Genomic DNA, 16,279 nt, shown 5'->3' with positions numbered 1-16,279 from the left:
CCTCTCCTTATGATGGGGGGAACGTTCGGCAACTTCATGGATAAATTCGCTGACGTGAGAAACGTCACCGTACCGTAGCAGGTAATTAAATAGCGTTTGTAGCTGGCTGTCATTAGCGGTGCTTGTAACTAATGGTGCTTGTAACTGATAGAGTAGATGGCGTGACGGTATCCACTTTTAATATGCGCTGCATGCGGGAAATGGGGTCTTTGCGTGGATAAATCAGAGATAAATATGTCCGACTGCAACGTATTCAATTAAGCGGAACGGGCTACGCAAAAAAATGCCCGGTAGCAAATACCACCGGGCAACAGGTTTAACCCAACGCTTTGGCAAGCAGGGTGATGGGATGTTCGCAACGCTTACTGGTAGACATCTCAATCTGCCATTTACAGGTTTCGCAGTCGGTGACGACGATATCAGCGCCGCTTTCTTCAATTTGGCGGAATAACGGTGCGCCAATAGACTGTGAAGTCGGATAGTTTTCCTTTTTAAAGCCGTAAGTCCCGGCAATCCCACAACACTGAGAATCCAGCACTGTCAGCTCCAGCCCCGGAATTTGTCGCAGTAGTTCCAGCGTGTAAAGCGTCCAGCCCATTTTCTCCATATGACATGGCGTGTGATAGACCACCTTCAGTGGCAGCGTTTTCAGCGGCAGCGTTTTACCTTCATCCAGCTTGCGCCACAGCCAGCGGGTTGCCAGTTCAATGTGTTCTCGCAGGCCTGAGTTGTCGACATCCAGCACTTCCGGATATTCATCACGTAGCGCAAAGGTACAGGTTGATGAGGTGGCGATCACCGGAATGCCTTTGCCATCAATCGCTTCCCGGAGTGAGGCCACGTTGCTGACCGCCTGTTTACGCGCTTTATCTGTAAATCCGTTAGCAATCAGCGGTACGCCACAGCATTTCTCTTTACTCAGCAGTTGCACGCCGGTTCCCATCGCATTCAACACCTTGATCAGGTCTTTGCCAAGCTGGGGATGGTTGTAATTCACAAAACAGCCGTGGAAAAAGGCGACCTGATCCTGATACTGCGCCTGCTGTGCGGCAATGCTGCGATACCAGCGGCGGAAGGTGCCAAAGGAGTACTTCGGCAGCGTACGGCGATGATCGATTTTTAGCGCGTAATCCAGCAACTGACGTACCGGTTTTAGTGAGGTGGCGGTATTCACTATTGGGGCGAAGGGGGTGGAAACGCTCCCCATTAAATCGGTATGGCTTAAGACGAAGTTACGCAGCGATGGGCGCGTCGTGTCGTATTTGGCGCGCGCGCGCTGGATGATATCGCCGATTTTCACGTCTGACGGACAGGCCACTTCGCAGCGCTTACAGTTGATGCAGTATTTCAGCGCATCGTCATATAGTGCGCCATCTTTCAGGCGCAGACGTTCACCGTCCGGGCCGGCCTGCTTAGGGCCCGGGTAGCTCGGGTTGACGCGGCTTACCGGGCAGGCGGTGGTGCACACCGTACATTTGATACAACTTTCAAAACGTGTGTCGCTCATTGCTGTCCTCCTGCACGTTTCGCAATATGATGTGCGGCATGTAAGGCGCTGACTGCGCACACGCCGCCTCCGCAACCCTGGGCGATAGGGTCGAATCCGCCGAGGACGGAACCGATGGCGTACATGTTCTCTATCGTTTTTCCCGCCAGTGATGGGCGCAATGTGGCATCGGTTGTGACGCCAAACAGTTGCCACGGTTGTGGATCGAAAACGTCACGCTGATACCACTCGGCGCGGGTAGCTGTTTGCTGTACATCCAGTCCCAGGATTGGTTCGTGGATTGCCTCACGCGTGGCGACCAGCCCGCTGCTGAAAAAACTGCCGCTGGCGAGCACGGCGAAACGTGGCCGCAAGGGGATATCGGCATGATTTCGGGTCCAGATTTCGCTGACCACGCCGTCCTGACAGGTGATTTTCTTCACTTCATCACCCGGCATCCACACACCGCCCTGGCGCACAAACTGGCGCTGCAATTTGTTGTGTAAACGCATGCCCAGTACCGAAGGAGGTAGGGTCGGTAACAGTGTCAGCGAGCAGGGGAGGCGCTCGTTAAGCCACTGCCAGAGCCGCTCATCTGCCAGACCAAAGCAGGCCGGCATGATTATCATGTCGCAGGTTTTTGCCATTGGCAGCAATGCGTCATAGAGCAGCGACCATTTATCTTCGTTATCCAGCAGGCGCGCAATATTAACGGCGCGAAACTCGGTTGGGTTATCACGCAGGACATCCAGTTCCGGCAGTTCGATTTCTGCCGTCTCGACGCTGAGATTACGTTGGCGTAATGACGCCGCGGCGAGATGCGCCTGAAAATCCAGTAACCCGCTAATCCCTACAACGCATATACGCTGCGCGGACAGCGGCCAGACCGGCACTTCCGGGGAACTTAACCAGGTTGAGCGCAGGGTGCCCAGCGGGGTAACACGTTGATGTGCCTGATGCACGTTGCCTTGCAAATGCGTTCCGCATTCTTCCAGTAAATTTTGCGCCTGCTGGGCCAGTTCCAGAACGTTCTGCGTTCCGATGGTGCTATACGGATGTGCGGGTGCCTGAGTGTGCAGCGCATTCAAACCCGCTTCTATATCCGTCACCGGTTGACCATCGGGTAAGCTGCTGAGCAAATCCAGTGAGCCGGAGGAAAAATGCAGGGCGCTTTGGCCGCGGGTAACAATCGTGCAGCGCAGTCCGCTTTTTTGCAGTTGCAGGCCGCATAGCAGTCCAGCGAGGCCGCCGCCGATAATGACGGTATCAAATTTCATCCTGGTGCTCCTTTTCCAGACCACACAACCCTTGATAAACCCAGCGAGTGAATTCGCTTTCGCGCAGTGCATCTCCCCAGGCGATAGGCTGCACACCTTTCCAGCGTTCGTTGAGGAAGTCGGAAAGCTGAGTAATGGATTGTGCTGCGGTAGTGACATTAAAACGTTGCAGCAAACCTGCAGCGCGACAGGCACACAATTCGCCCTGGCAGGTCCCCATTCCGACGCGGGTACGGCGACGTAAATCGAGCAGACTGTTGACGGTTAGATTCTCGACGGCGTATTGCACTTCGCCTGCGGTGACCGCTTCGCATTCACAGACCAGGCTGCGATGTTGACGGCCTTCGCTCAGCCACGCTGGGGTACGATCCCCATGGCGATAGACTGCCGAACCGCGTAGCGGCGCAGGTAACGAAATAATGCGTTTAAGCGTATGCTCGGTAGATTCCTGTGAGCCAGGCAACGCGGTGTCTGCGGTTGTGCAAGGCTGGGTATTGCCCAGCTTACGGCAAACAGCATCGGTGGCCCATTCCGCCATCAGGCGGTAAGTCATCAGTTTGCCGCCGGTAATGGTGATAAACCCTTCCAGTCCGTCACGCTCTGCGTGATCGAACAGTACAATCCCACGGCTGACGTTACGACCGGTGGGATCGTCGTCGCTGGCCACCAGCGGACGCACGCCGGAGTAGGCGCGTAAAATGCGTGTTTTCGCCATAATCGGCGCCAGTTTCTCGCCTTCACGCAGCAGAATGTCGACTTCTTCTGCGGTGACGCGGTTGCTGTCGATATCATCGTAATCAATGTGCTGCGAGGTGGTACCGATCAATGAGATGGTATCGCCTGGCACCAGAATATCGGCGTCAGACGGTTTACGGCAGCGGTTGATGACATGTTGGTTAATGCGATGATCCATAATCAGCAACGAACCTTTGGCCGGGAACATACGGATGCTCAGATCGGCATATTCCGCAATGCGTTGACCCCAGATCCCGGCGGCGTTAACGACAACCGGTGCATGCAGGGACTGCATTTCGCCCGTCAGATGATTGCGCACATTAACGCCGCAAACCGTCGCGCCTTCGCGAATCAGCCCTGTCACTTCATGCGCCGTTAAGATAACCGCGCCATGCTCACGCGCATCCAGCATGTTGGCGGCGGTTAAGCGGAAAGGATCAACCGTGCCGTCCGGCACTTTTACCGCACCAATCAGCTGTGGATTCACGGAAGGTTCGATAATACGTGCCTGCTGAGGGTCAATCGCTTCTGCGCGAATCCCTGCTTCTTCACAGGCGCGAATAAAGGTCGCCTGAAAGGAGAGCTCATCCTCCGGCAGGGTAATAAACAGACCGTCCGTTGGCTCAACGCAATGGCGGGCGATACGTTTCAGAATTTGGTTTTCGCTGATGCACTCACGGGCAGATTCAGCATCGGTGACGGCGTAGCGTGCACCGCTGTGCAGCAGGCCGTGGTTGCGCCCGGTCGCACCTGTGGCGATATCGTGGCGTTCCACTAAGATGACGCGCAACCCGCGCAGCGCACAATCGCGTGCGATCCCTGCACCTGTTGCTCCTCCACCAATGATAATCACGTCACTTGTTTGCGAGTCGCGAGTTTTCATTGTTTTTCCTCACAGTTCGTTTTTTATCATTTAGCCACATAAAAAACATGGATTGTTTGATTTCGCGCATAATCGCTCATTATTCGAAAATGAAACGTGATTTCGTGCGCCTTTATGAACATTTGTCATAAATCTGTAACAATATGTGCTGCGTTTCACATTTTTGTTATGTATCTTTCCTTAACATCGCGGCCACACTGGGAGCGGTAGGGTAGTAATGACGAACTGCAGTGTTTACTTCGAATGAAAGACGGCCACGGAGGCTACACTATGTTGAGCATTTTTAAACCAGCGTCACACACGGCGCGTTTGCCTGCAGCGGAGATCGACCCGACATATCGTCGATTACGTTGGCAGATTTTTCTGGGGATTTTCTTTGGTTATGCCGCGTACTATCTGGTACGTAAGAACTTTGCCCTTGCGATGCCGTATCTGGTTGAGCAGGGGTTCTCGCGTGGCGATCTGGGTTTTGCGTTGTCCGGTATCTCCATTGCTTACGGATTTTCGAAATTCATCATGGGGTCCGTTTCGGATCGCTCGAATCCGCGCGTTTTCCTGCCAGCGGGTCTGATACTGGCTGCGGCAGTGATGTTGTTTATGGGCTTTGTGCCGTGGGCGACATCGAGCATCGCGGTAATGTTTGTGCTGCTGTTCCTCTGCGGATGGTTCCAGGGGATGGGCTGGCCGCCGTGTGGTCGTACCATGGTGCACTGGTGGTCGCAGAAAGAGCGTGGCGGCATCGTTTCCGTTTGGAACTGTGCGCATAACGTGGGTGGCGGTCTGCCTCCTCTGTTGTTCCTGCTGGGTATGGCCTGGTTCAATGACTGGAAAGCGGCGCTGTACATGCCTGCTTTCGGTGCGATCGTTGTCGCGCTGTTTGCTTTTGCTTTGATGCGTGATACGCCGCAGTCCTGTGGTCTGCCGCCAATCGAAGAGTACAAGAACGATTATCCGGACGATTACAACGAGAAAGCGGAAGAAGAGCTGACTGCGAAGCAGATCTTCATGCAGTACGTACTGCCGAACAAACTGTTGTGGTACATCGCTATCGCCAACGTGTTTGTTTATCTGCTGCGCTACGGCATCCTGGACTGGTCGCCGACTTACCTGAAAGAAGTGAAGCATTTTGCACTGGATAAATCATCCTGGGCCTACTTCCTGTATGAATATGCGGGTATTCCGGGCACGCTGCTGTGTGGCTGGATGTCGGATAAAGTCTTCCGTGGAAACCGTGGCGCGACCGGCGTGTTCTTTATGACGCTGGTGACGATTGCGACCATCGTTTACTGGATGAACCCGGCAGGCAACCCGAACGTAGATATGGCTTGTATGATTATCATCGGCTTCCTGATCTACGGCCCGGTCATGTTGATTGGTCTGCATGCGCTGGAACTGGCACCGAAAAAAGCGGCAGGTACGGCGGCTGGCTTTACTGGTCTGTTCGGTTATCTCGGCGGTTCTGTGGCTGCGAGCGCCATTGTCGGCTACACCGTTGACTTCTTCGGTTGGGACGGCGGCTTTATGGTGATGATTGGCGGTAGTGTGCTGGCGGTTATTCTGCTGGTAGTCGTCATGATTGGCGAAAAACGCCATCACGAAGAGATCCAGCTCAAGCGTAACGGGGGCTAATAGATGAAAACCACATTGAAAAGTCTCAGCGTGGCGCTGATGCTGGCAGGTATGGTTGTGAGCAGCGCGGCGGTTGCCGCAGATAAAGTCGTGATTGCGCACCGTGGCGCCAGCGGTTATCTACCGGAGCATACGTTACCTGCGAAAGCGATGGCCTATGCTCAGGGAGCGGATTACCTGGAACAGGATTTGGTGATGACTAAGGACGACCATCTGGTCGTCCTGCATGACCACTATCTTGACCGCGTCACCGATGTTGCCGAGCGTTTCCCAGATCGCGCGCGTAAAGATGGGCGTTACTACGCTATCGACTTTACGCTGGATGAGATCAAGTCGCTGAAGTTTACTGAAGGCTTTGATATCGAAAATGGCAAAAAGGTCCAGACCTACCCGGGGCGTTTCCCGATGGGTAAATCTGATTTCCGTGTGCACACTTTCGAAGAAGAAATTGAGTTCGTTCAGGGATTAAATCATTCAACCGGTAAAAACATCGGCATTTACCCGGAAATGAAAGCGCCGTGGTTCCATCATCAGGAAGGGAAGGACATTGCGGCTAAAACGCTGGAAGTACTGAAAAAGTACGGGTACACCGACAAGAACGATAAGGTCTATCTGCAGTGTTTTGATGTCGCAGAGTTAAAGCGCATTAAGAATGAACTGGAACCGAAGATGGGGATGGATCTCAATCTGGTACAGTTGATTGCGTACACTGACTGGAATGAAACTCAGGAGAAAAAGCCAGACGGCAGTTGGGTTAATTACAACTACGACTGGATGTTTAAACCGGGTGCCATGAAGCAGGTTGCGCAGTATGCGGACGGCATTGGGCCGGACTACCACATGCTGATTGATGAGAAGTCGAAGAAGGGCAATATCTCGTTAACTGGCATGGTGCAGGACGCACATCAGAATAAGATGGTGGTGCATCCGTATACCGTTCGCGCCGATCAACTGCCGGATTACACCACTGACGTAAACCAGCTGTATGACATTCTTTATAACAAAGCGGGTGTTGACGGGCTGTTCACCGATTTCCCCGACAAAGCAGTGAAATTCCTGAATAAAGAGTAATGGCATAAGGCCTGTGATGCACCTCCGGTCACAGGCCTTATTGGACGAAACGTGATTAACTGCTAGATAAGGCCGTCTGCTGTTAACGTTTTCCTACATGCCTGCAGGAGAAATAAAGGGCTGCCGTTCATCGGCGGCTCTTTTACCAGTAACAATTTTTATCCCGCCTTGCGTTACAGCTCTATTTCAATATCGCCTTTTGCCCGGCAACAGCAGGGCAATATTTCACCCGGTTGAATGAAGGCCAGAGGTTCGGCAATCCAGTCAACCTGTCCCGCCACCAGGCGGGTACGACAGGAGCCGCAGTAGCCTTCACGACACTGATATTCGACTTCAACATCGTGCGACTCGAGTGCGGCAAGTAGGGAAGGATGTTCATCCTGGCACAGCAGTTGTGTGCCAGAGATGCGCAAAGTCACGCGGCCCATCAGAGCTGGAAGTTACTCAGGTCGTCGGTATCAACTTCCGAATCGATCTGGCCGACCAGGTAAGAGCTGACTTCCACTTCCTGCGGTGCGACCTGGACGTTATCAGACACCAGCCAGGTATTGATCCAAGGGATCGGGTTAGAGCGTGTCTGGAATGGCAGATCGAGTCCGACAGCCTGCATACGGATGTTGGTGATGTACTCAACGTACTGGCACAGAATGTCTTTATTCAGGCCAATCATTGAGCCATCACGGAACAGATAATCCGCCCACTCTTTTTCCTGCAGCGCGGCCTGTACGAACAGGTCGTAGCATTCTTGTTTGCACTCTTCGGCAATTTCCGCCATCTCCGGATCGTCTACACCGCTGCGCAGAAGGTTCAGCATATGCTGAGTACCGGTCAGATGCAGGGCTTCGTCGCGGGCGATCAGACGAATAATTTTCGCGTTGCCTTCCATTAGTTCACGTTCGGCGAATGCGAAGGAGCAGGCGAAGCTGACATAAAAGCGGATCGCTTCCAGCGCGTTGACGCTCATCAGGCACAGATACAGCTTCTTCTTCAGCTCACGCAGGTTTACGACAACCGTTTTGCCATTAACGGTATGCGTACCTTCACCGAGCAAATGCCAGTAGCTGGTCATCTCGATCAGTTCGTCGTAGTAGCTGGAAATACCTTCTGCGCGTTTCTGGATTTGCTCATTAGTGACGATATCGTCAAACACCACCGCCGGATCGTTAACGATATTGCGAATAATATGGGTGTAGGAGCGGGAATGGATAGTTTCAGAAAACGCCCACGTTTCCACCCAGGTTTCCAGTTCAGGGATCGAGATTAACGGCAGCAGCGCGACGTTTGGACTACGTCCCTGAATGGAGTCCAGCAGCGTCTGATACTTCAGGTTGCTGATGAAGATATGTTTTTCATGTTCCGGCAATGCCTGGAAATCGATACGATCGCGAGAAACATCGACCTCTTCCGGACGCCAGAAGAAAGAGAGCTGCTTTTCGATCAGTTTTTCAAAGATGTCATATTTTTGCTGATCGTAGCGGGCGACGTTCACCGGCTGGCCGAAGAACATCGGTTCCAGAAGCTGATCATTTTTCGTCTGTGAAAAAGTGGTGTATGCCATTGATGTGAATCCTGTCTGGAATGTACTGCCGGATGCGCTTTGCTTATCCGGCCTACAATACCGCGAATTAATTTGTAGGCCGGGTAAGCGCTACGCCACCCGGCAAAAGATTAAATCTTACATGCGCCGCTTTCGCAGCCATCGTCCTGAATGGACGGTACCAGATCGTCCTGAGAGTCTTCCGCACCGTCACGGGTGTTCTGATAATACAGCGTTTTGACACCAAATTTGTAGGCGGTGAGCAGGTCTTTCAGCAACTGCTGCATCGGTACTTTTCCGGACGGGAAGCGCGACGGATCGTAGTTGGTGTTGGCAGAAATCGACTGATCGATAAATTTCTGCATGATACCTACCAGCTGCAGGTAGCCGTCGTTGTTCGGCATTTCCCACAGCAGTTCGTATGCGTCGTGCAGGTGTTCGTAGTCCGGCACGACCTGACGCAGAATTCCATCTTTCGATGCTTTGATGCTCACGTAACCGCGTGGTGGTTCAATACCGTTGGTGGCGTTGGAGATCTGCGAAGAGGTCTCGGACGGCATCAGAGCGGAGAGCGTGGAGTTACGCAGACCGTGAGTTTTAATTGATTCGCGCAGGCTTTCCCAGTTGTAATGCAGGGATTCGCTGACGATAGCATCCAGGTCTTTTTTATAGGTATCGATCGGCAGAATGCCTTTCGCATAGGTGGTTTCGTTAAACCACGGGCATGCGCCTTGCTCTTTCGCCAGCTCGTTAGACGCTTTCAGCAGGTAATACTGAATCGCTTCAAAGGTTTTGTGAGTCAGGTTATTGGCGCTGCCGTCAGAGTAACGTTTACCGTTTTTCGCTAGCCAGTAGGCATAGTTGATAACGCCAATACCCAGCGTACGACGACCCATCGCACCGCGTTTGGCGGCCGGAATCGGATAATCCTGGTAATCGAGCAGCGCATCCAACGCACGTACCGCCAGTACGGCCAGCTCTTCCAGTTCATCCAGACTTTCGATAGCGCCCAGGTTAAATGCGGACAGCGTACACAGCGCAATTTCGCCGTTTTCATCGTTAACGTCGGTCAGCGGTTTGGTCGGCAGGGCGATTTCCAGGCACAGGTTGGACTGGCGTACCGGCGCGACAACCGGATCAAACGGGCTATGGGTGTTGCAGTGGTCAACGTTCTGAATATAGATACGACCAGTAGAGGCACGTTCCTGCATCATCAGTGAGAACAGCTCAACCGCTTTCACGCGCTGTTTGCGGATGCTGTCGTCGTTTTCATATTGGGTGTACAGACGTTCGAACTCATCCTGATCGGCGAAGAACGCGTCATACAGACCCGGGACGTCGGACGGGCTAAACAGGGTGATGTCGCCGCCTTTCAGCAAACGGGTGTACATCAGTTTGTTGATCTGTACGCCGTAGTCCATGTGACGAACGCGGTTGCCTTCGACGCCACGGTTGTTTTTCAGGACCAGCAGGCTTTCAACTTCCAGGTGCCACATTGGGTAGAACAGCGTGGCTGCACCGCCGCGTACGCCACCCTGAGAGCAGGATTTCACCGCAGTCTGGAAATGCTTGTAGAACGGAATACAGCCGGTGTGGAACGCTTCACCGCCGCGAATCGGGCTACCCAGCGCACGGATGCGACCGGCGTTAATGCCTATACCGGCACGCTGAGAAACGTATTTCACAATCGCGCTGGAGGTTGCGTTGATGGAGTCAAGGCTGTCGCCGCACTCGATCAGAACGCAGGAGCTGAACTGACGCGTTGGGGTACGCACGCCGGACATAATCGGCGTCGGCAGCGAGATTTTGAACGTAGAAACAGCGTCGTAGAAACGTTTTACATATTGCAGACGTGTTTCACGCGGATAGTTAGAAAACAGGCAGGCTGCTACCAAAATGTAGAGGAACTGTGCGCTTTCATAGATTTCACCGGTAACACGGTTTTGCACCAGATATTTGCCTTCTAACTGCTTCACCGCAGCGTAGGAGAAGGTCATATCACGATCGTGTACGATGAACGAGTCCATCTGCTTGAACTCTTCTTCCGTGTAGTCTTCCAGCAGATGATTGTCGTATTTGCCCATTTCAACCATTTTCACGACATGGTCAAACAGTTTTGGCGGTTCAAACTCGCCATAGGCTTTTTTGCGCAGATGGAAAATCGCCAGACGGGCGGCCAGATACTGATAATCCGGCGCTTCGCGGGAGATCAGGTCGGCGGCAGCTTTGATGATTGTTTCATGGATATCGGAGGTCTTGATACCGTCATAAAACTGAATGTGGGAGCGCAGCTCGACCTGAGAGATCGATACGTTATTCAGTCCTTCTGCCGCCCAATCCAGAACTCGGTGGATTTTGTCGAGATTGATGCGCTCTGTACTACCATCACGCTTTGTCACCAGCAGACTCTGATTCATGTGGTTTTTTACCTGTCCGTGAAAGAAAAAATATCCCCCATATTATCCACAGAGTCATGTTGTGACTAAGTCTGTGGATAAATACTATATGTAGGGGTTGTTTGATAAAATAGACGCTATATGGTGAGTATTCTAGTAGGGATTCTTTTCAGCACAAGAGTTGATTTTGAGGTTAAATTGAGGTTGCAAAAGGGTGAGAATCGCTAAGTGCGCGTCTTATAAGGCCTGGCGGGGATGTCAATAATTGAGAAAAAAAATAGAAATTTTGATCGAGTGCTGATTTCTTCATCTAAGGTAAGGAAAGTTCTTATGATCTGGCGCAAAAATTGCTGTACCGGTACTACTCAGGATTGGTAGGCGATGCGTAATAACGTAGGCCTGATAAGCGAAGCGCCATCAGGCGTTAAAGCCCGGAGTCGTGCCGGATGGCGGCGCTGGCGCGCTTTATCCGGCCTACAATCCAGCGTCATAAGGCCATGAGCGCTGGTTTATTCGCTTTTGGCGGTGGTATGCACCATATAGTTCACATCAACGCCCGGACCGAGTTTGAAGGTGTTGGTGATGGGGTTGTAGTGCAGGCCGGTCATATGACGCTCTTTCAGCACGGTCTGGTCAACCCACTCTAACAGTTCAGCGGGCTTAATGAATTTTTTCACATCATGCGTTCCTTTCGGCACCATCCGCAGAATATATTCCGCTCCGACCACCGCCATCAGCCAGGATTTGCCGTTGCGGTTAAGCGTGGAAAAAAAGACTTCGCCGCCCGGTTTAACCAGTCTGGCGCAGGCCCTGACCACCGACTGCGGATCTGGTACGTGCTCCAGCATTTCCATGCAGGTCACAACGTCATACTGATGCGCATGCTTATCCGCATGTTCTTCGACAGTTTCTTGTACGTACTCCACCTGGATGCCGCTCTCCAGCGCATGCAGTTTTGCGACTTGTAACGGTTCAAAGCCCATGTCCAGCCCGGTGACGGTTGCGCCTTCGCGCGCCATGCTTTCCGCCAGAATGCCGCCGCCGCAGCCGACGTCGAGAACCTTTTTACCAAACAGGCCACCTGAGCGCTCAGTAATGTAGCCCAGACGCAGCGGGTTAATACGGTGCAGTGGCTTAAATTCACCCTCAAGATCCCACCAGCGTGACGCGACTGCTTCAAACTTGGCAATTTCTTCATGGTCAACGTTGTGAGTAACCGGGGGTTTTTCGGCATTCATTGGGGCTTCTACTCCTAAATTTGCGATGCAAATGAGTATATCAGCCTGACGGGATGAATAAAGCCTCTGTCAGGGGGAATCCATTTACCTGAATCTTCACGTATGTGTTATAATTTGCGACCTTTGAATCCGGGATACAGTAGAGGGATAGCGGTTAGATGAGCGACCTTGCGAGAGAAATTACACCGGTCAACATTGAGGAAGAGCTGAAGAGCTCCTATCTGGATTATGCGATGTCGGTCATTGTTGGCCGTGCGCTGCCAGACGTCCGAGATGGCCTGAAGCCGGTTCACCGTCGCGTACTTTACGCCATGAACGTATTGGGCAACGACTGGAATAAAGCCTATAAAAAATCTGCCCGTGTCGTTGGTGACGTAATCGGTAAATACCACCCTCATGGTGATACCGCCGTTTACGACACCATTGTTCGTATGGCGCAGCCATTCTCCTTGCGTTACATGCTGGTAGATGGTCAGGGTAACTTTGGTTCTGTCGATGGCGACTCCGCAGCGGCGATGCGTTATACGGAAATCCGTATGTCGAAAATCGCCCATGAGCTGATGGCTGACCTGGAAAAAGAAACGGTTGATTTCGTCGATAACTACGACGGCACCGAACAAATTCCTGACGTCATGCCGACCAAAATTCCTAACCTGCTGGTGAACGGTTCGTCCGGTATCGCGGTAGGTATGGCGACCAACATTCCGCCGCACAACCTGACTGAAGTGATCAACGGCTGTCTGGCATATATTGACGATGAAGACATCAGCATTGAAGGGCTGATGGAACATATTCCGGGTCCGGACTTCCCGACTGCAGCGATCATCAACGGTCGTCGTGGTATCGAAGAAGCCTACCGTACCGGCCGTGGCAAAGTGTACATTCGCGCACGCGCGGAAGTCGAAGCGGATGCCAAAACGGGTCGTGAAACCATCATCGTCCACGAAATTCCGTATCAGGTAAACAAAGCGCGCCTGATTGAGAAAATCGCCGAACTGGTAAAAGACAAACGCGTAGAAGGCATCAGCGCGCTGCGTGACGAGTCTGACAAAGACGGTATGCGCATCGTGATTGAAGTGAAACGCGATGCGGTCGGGGAAGTGGTTCTGAACAACCTTTACTCCCAGACCCAATTGCAGGTTTCCTTCGGTATCAACATGGTTGCATTGCACCATGGCCAGCCGAAGATCATGAACCTGAAAGATATTATTGCCGCGTTCGTACGTCACCGCCGTGAAGTCGTAACTCGTCGTACTATCTTTGAACTGCGTAAAGCCCGCGACCGTGCGCACATCCTTGAAGCGCTGGCGATTGCGCTGGCGAACATCGATCCGATCATCGAACTGATCCGCCGTGCGCCGACCCCGGCAGAAGCGAAAGCCGCGCTGGTTGCGCGTTCGTGGGAACTGGGCAACGTTTCCGCCATGCTGGAACGTGCCGGTGATGACGCCGCGCGTCCTGAATGGCTGGAGCCGGAATTTGGCGTGCGTGACGGTCAGTACTACCTGACTGAACAGCAGGCTCAGGCTATTCTGGATCTGCGTTTGCAGAAACTGACCGGCCTTGAGCACGAAAAACTGCTCGACGAATACAAAGAGCTGCTGGAACAGATCGCTGAACTGCTGCACATTCTGGGCAGCGCAGATCGTCTGATGGAAGTTATCCGTGAAGAGATGGAGCTGATTCGTGAACAGTTCGGCGACGCGCGTCGGACCGAAATTACCGCGAACAGCGCTGACATCAACATCGAAGATCTGATTAACCAGGAAGATGTTGTCGTGACCTTGTCTCATCAGGGCTACGTGAAATATCAGCCGTTAACCGATTACGAAGCGCAGCGTCGTGGCGGTAAAGGCAAATCTGCAGCACGCATTAAAGAAGAAGACTTTATCGACCGCCTGCTGGTGGCCAACACCCATGACACGATCCTCTGCTTCTCCAGCCGTGGTCGTCTGTACTGGATGAAGGTTTATCAACTGCCGGAAGCGAGCCGTGGTGCGCGTGGACGTCCAATCGTTAACCTGCTGCCGCTGGAAGCGAACGAACGTATCACCGCAATTCTGCCGGTACGCGAGTACGAAGAGGGCGTCAACGTCTTCATGGCAACCGCCAGCGGTACCGTGAAGAAAACGGCATTGACCGAATTCAGCCGTCCGCGTTCTGCCGGTATTATCGCCGTCAACCTGAACGAAGGCGACGAACTGATTGGCGTTGATCTGACGTCCGGTAATGACGAAGTTATGCTGTTCTCTGCTGCCGGTAAAGTGGTGCGTTTTAAAGAGAACGCAGTTCGCGCGATGGGTCGTACGGCGACCGGTGTTCGCGGGATCAAACTGGCAGGTGAAGACTCCGTTGTTTCCCTGATCGTTCCACGCGGTGAAGGGGCAATCCTGACCGTCACGCAGAACGGTTACGGTAAGCGTACAGCGGAAAGCGAATACCCAACCAAGTCTCGTGGTACGCAGGGTGTTATCTCCATCAAAGTCACCGAGCGTAATGGCTCCGTTGTTGGCGCAGTACAGGTTGAAGATACCGACCAGATTATGATGATCACCGATGCAGGTACGCTGGTACGTACTCGCGTGTCGGAAATCAGCGTGGTAGGGCGTAATACCCAGGGTGTTATCCTTATCCGTACTGCGGAAGACGAAAACGTTGTGGGTCTGCAACGCGTTGCTGAACCGGTTGATGATGAAGAGCTCGACTCCATCGACGGAAGTGCAGCTGAAGGTGACGAGGATATCGCGCCTGAAGCGGAAAGCGATGATGATGCAGCGGATGACGCTGAAGAGTAATTAAAACGTAATAAGAAGGGCCGGAGAACTCCGGCCCTTTTTTTAGTTCATGCGCTCCACGATCATCGCGATTCCTTGACCGCCGCCAATGCACAGCGTGGCAAGTCCAAGCGTTTGATCCCGTGTCTGTAGCGCATGTAGCAGCGTAACCAGAATTCGCGCACCGCTGGCACCAATAGGGTGTCCCAGCGCAATTGCCCCGCCGTTGACGTTAACCTTTTGCGGATCGAACCCCAGCGTTTTGCCGACGGCAAGGAACTGCGCGGCAAAGGCCTCGTTGGCTTCAATAAGATCGATGTCGGACAGCTGCAGTCCACTCAGCTGTAGCGCTTTTTGCGTGGCTGGAACTGGCCCCATCCCCATCATTGCCGGTGCCACGCCGCCGCTGGCCCAGGCTTTGATCCGCGCCAGCGGTTTTAGCCCAGCCGCCAGTGCTGCAGACTCTTCCATTACCACTAATGCCGCCGCGCCGTCGTTGATCCCCGAGGCGTTACCTGCGGTGACGGTTCCTGTTTTATCGAAGGCTGGCCGCAACGCGGCGAGACCTTCTGCCGTCGAGTCAGCTTTGGGGAATTCATCACGATCAAAAATGATGGTTTTCTTCCGTGACGATACGCTCACGGGCACGATTTCAGCCTGAAATGCGCCAGATTCGATTGCGGCAACGGCTTTACGCTGTGACTGCAGAGCCAGTTCATCCTGCATTTCGCGGCTAATGCCATACTCTTTGGCGACATTTTCTGCAGTGATCCCCATATGGTAACCATGCTCGGCGCAGATCAGTCCATCGCGCAGAATGACGTCAGACAATTGCCCGTCACCAAGGCGATACCCCCAACGGGCTTTCGCGTCTAACAGGTAGGGGGCCAGGCTCATGTTTTCCATCCCCCCCGAGACGATCGTCTGGGCTTGTCCCGCTTTGATTGCCAGGGCGGCAAGCGCCACGCTTTTCAGGCCGGAGCCGCACACTTTGTTGACGGTAAAGCCGCAAACGGTGTCGGATAAGCCGCTTTTTAATAATGCCTGGCGCGCCGGGTTTTGGCCGAGCCCTGACTGCAACACGTTGCCCATAATCACCTCGTCCACGCGCTGTGGGTCAAGGTGAGCGCGTTCAAGAGCGGCTCTAATGACGGTTGCTCCAAGCTCGACGGCCCCCGTAGTTGCCAGTGCGCCGTTAAAACTACCGATTGCGGTACGAGCCGCGCTGACGATGACACAGTTTTTCATTTTTC

Annotated in this window: 11 protein-coding genes and 1 pseudogene; 3 read left to right on the top strand and 9 right to left on the bottom strand. The window is 53.2% G+C overall.

The window, feature by feature from the left end; genetic code table 11:
* Positions 1-316: 316 nt before the first annotated feature.
* The 3 genes from glpC to glpA are packed head-to-tail and all read right to left on the bottom strand — an operon-like array spanning position 317 to position 4,381.
* On the bottom strand, positions 317-1,507 hold the full coding sequence (glpC, locus tag E6P06_RS19405; RefSeq protein ID WP_003027620.1) for an anaerobic glycerol-3-phosphate dehydrogenase subunit GlpC: 1,191 nt from the start codon (positions 1,505-1,507) through the stop codon (positions 317-319).
* The gene (glpB, locus tag E6P06_RS19400; RefSeq protein WP_003839405.1) at positions 1,504-2,763 is read right to left on the bottom strand and encodes a glycerol-3-phosphate dehydrogenase subunit GlpB; all 1,260 of its coding nucleotides are present in this window, start codon (positions 2,761-2,763) and stop codon (positions 1,504-1,506) included. Before glpB ends, glpC begins: the two co-directional genes overlap by 4 nt.
* Entirely contained in the window at positions 2,753-4,381 is a 1,629-nt protein-coding gene (gene glpA, locus E6P06_RS19395; RefSeq protein ID WP_139935590.1) for an anaerobic glycerol-3-phosphate dehydrogenase subunit A, read from the bottom strand. Before glpA ends, glpB begins: the two co-directional genes overlap by 11 nt.
* 270 nt (positions 4,382-4,651) lie before the next feature.
* On the opposite strand from glpA, the gene glpT reads away from it, so the two are divergent.
* Together glpT and glpQ are read left to right on the top strand one after the other, a co-directional pair.
* Positions 4,652-6,010, top strand: coding sequence for a glycerol-3-phosphate transporter (gene glpT, locus E6P06_RS19390; RefSeq protein ID WP_044701171.1), 1,359 nt, complete (start codon positions 4,652-4,654; stop codon positions 6,008-6,010).
* A 3-nt stretch (positions 6,011-6,013) separates the two neighbouring features.
* Complete coding sequence (gene glpQ / locus E6P06_RS19385) at positions 6,014-7,081, top strand: glycerophosphodiester phosphodiesterase (RefSeq protein WP_003839410.1); 1,068 nt, start codon at positions 6,014-6,016, stop codon at positions 7,079-7,081.
* 62 nt (positions 7,082-7,143) lie between these two features.
* Here glpQ and E6P06_RS28275 read toward each other — a convergent pair.
* From E6P06_RS28275 to ubiG, 5 genes and pseudogenes are all read right to left on the bottom strand, one after another.
* Positions 7,144-7,233: pseudogene (locus E6P06_RS28275) on the bottom strand (hypothetical protein); the annotation flags it as partial.
* 21 nt (positions 7,234-7,254) lie between these two features.
* Entirely contained in the window at positions 7,255-7,509 is a 255-nt protein-coding gene (gene yfaE / locus E6P06_RS19380) for a ferredoxin-like diferric-tyrosyl radical cofactor maintenance protein YfaE (RefSeq protein ID WP_003027609.1), read from the bottom strand.
* A complete protein-coding gene (nrdB, locus tag E6P06_RS19375) occupies positions 7,509-8,639 on the bottom strand; it encodes a class Ia ribonucleoside-diphosphate reductase subunit beta (RefSeq protein WP_003027605.1) in 1,131 nt (376 codons plus the stop codon). Before nrdB ends, yfaE begins: the two co-directional genes overlap by 1 nt.
* Positions 8,640-8,749: 110 nt before the next feature.
* The gene (nrdA, locus tag E6P06_RS19370) at positions 8,750-11,035 is read right to left on the bottom strand and encodes a class 1a ribonucleoside-diphosphate reductase subunit alpha (protein WP_003027604.1); all 2,286 of its coding nucleotides are present in this window, start codon (positions 11,033-11,035) and stop codon (positions 8,750-8,752) included.
* Positions 11,036-11,523: 488 nt separating this feature from the next.
* Positions 11,524-12,252 (bottom strand): bifunctional 2-polyprenyl-6-hydroxyphenol methylase/3-demethylubiquinol 3-O-methyltransferase UbiG, encoded by a 729-nt coding sequence (ubiG, locus tag E6P06_RS19365; RefSeq protein ID WP_003027601.1) that lies wholly within the window; start codon positions 12,250-12,252, stop codon positions 11,524-11,526.
* A gap of 158 nt (positions 12,253-12,410) precedes the next feature.
* Between ubiG and gyrA the strand changes: the two genes are divergently transcribed.
* On the top strand, positions 12,411-15,047 hold the full coding sequence (gene gyrA, locus E6P06_RS19360; protein ID WP_003027598.1) for a DNA topoisomerase (ATP-hydrolyzing) subunit A: 2,637 nt from the start codon (positions 12,411-12,413) through the stop codon (positions 15,045-15,047).
* A 42-nt stretch (positions 15,048-15,089) separates the two neighbouring features.
* Here gyrA and E6P06_RS19355 read toward each other — a convergent pair whose 3' ends face one another.
* A complete protein-coding gene (locus E6P06_RS19355; RefSeq protein ID WP_087878880.1) occupies positions 15,090-16,274 on the bottom strand; it encodes an acetyl-CoA C-acetyltransferase in 1,185 nt (394 codons plus the stop codon).
* Positions 16,275-16,279: the final 5 nt, after the last annotated feature.

Origin of the sequence: Citrobacter sp. CF971 (genome assembly GCF_006385635.1) — a bacterium.
In the GTDB taxonomy this organism is placed as follows: Bacteria; Pseudomonadota; Gammaproteobacteria; order Enterobacterales; family Enterobacteriaceae; genus Citrobacter; species Citrobacter freundii.
This window is presented reverse-complemented; position numbering and strand designations above follow the sequence as displayed.

Excerpts from the sequence above, each read along its gene's own strand:
- glpC (WP_003027620.1), bottom strand. The coding sequence starts at position 1,507 with ATGAGCGACACACGTTTTGAAAGTTGTATCAAATGTACGGTGTGCACC.
- glpB (WP_003839405.1), bottom strand. The coding sequence starts at position 2,763 with ATGAAATTTGATACCGTCATTATCGGCGGCGGCCTCGCTGGACTGCTA.
- glpA (WP_139935590.1), bottom strand. The coding sequence starts at position 4,381 with ATGAAAACTCGCGACTCGCAAACAAGTGACGTGATTATCATTGGTGGA.
- glpT (WP_044701171.1), top strand. The coding sequence starts at position 4,652 with ATGTTGAGCATTTTTAAACCAGCGTCACACACGGCGCGTTTGCCTGCA.
- glpQ (WP_003839410.1), top strand. The coding sequence starts at position 6,014 with ATGAAAACCACATTGAAAAGTCTCAGCGTGGCGCTGATGCTGGCAGGT.
- yfaE (WP_003027609.1), bottom strand. The coding sequence starts at position 7,509 with ATGGGCCGCGTGACTTTGCGCATCTCTGGCACACAACTGCTGTGCCAG.
- nrdB (WP_003027605.1), bottom strand. The coding sequence starts at position 8,639 with ATGGCATACACCACTTTTTCACAGACGAAAAATGATCAGCTTCTGGAA.
- nrdA (WP_003027604.1), bottom strand. The coding sequence starts at position 11,035 with ATGAATCAGAGTCTGCTGGTGACAAAGCGTGATGGTAGTACAGAGCGC.
- ubiG (WP_003027601.1), bottom strand. The coding sequence starts at position 12,252 with ATGAATGCCGAAAAACCCCCGGTTACTCACAACGTTGACCATGAAGAA.
- gyrA (WP_003027598.1), top strand. The coding sequence starts at position 12,411 with ATGAGCGACCTTGCGAGAGAAATTACACCGGTCAACATTGAGGAAGAG.
- E6P06_RS19355 (WP_087878880.1), bottom strand. The coding sequence starts at position 16,274 with ATGAAAAACTGTGTCATCGTCAGCGCGGCTCGTACCGCAATCGGTAGT.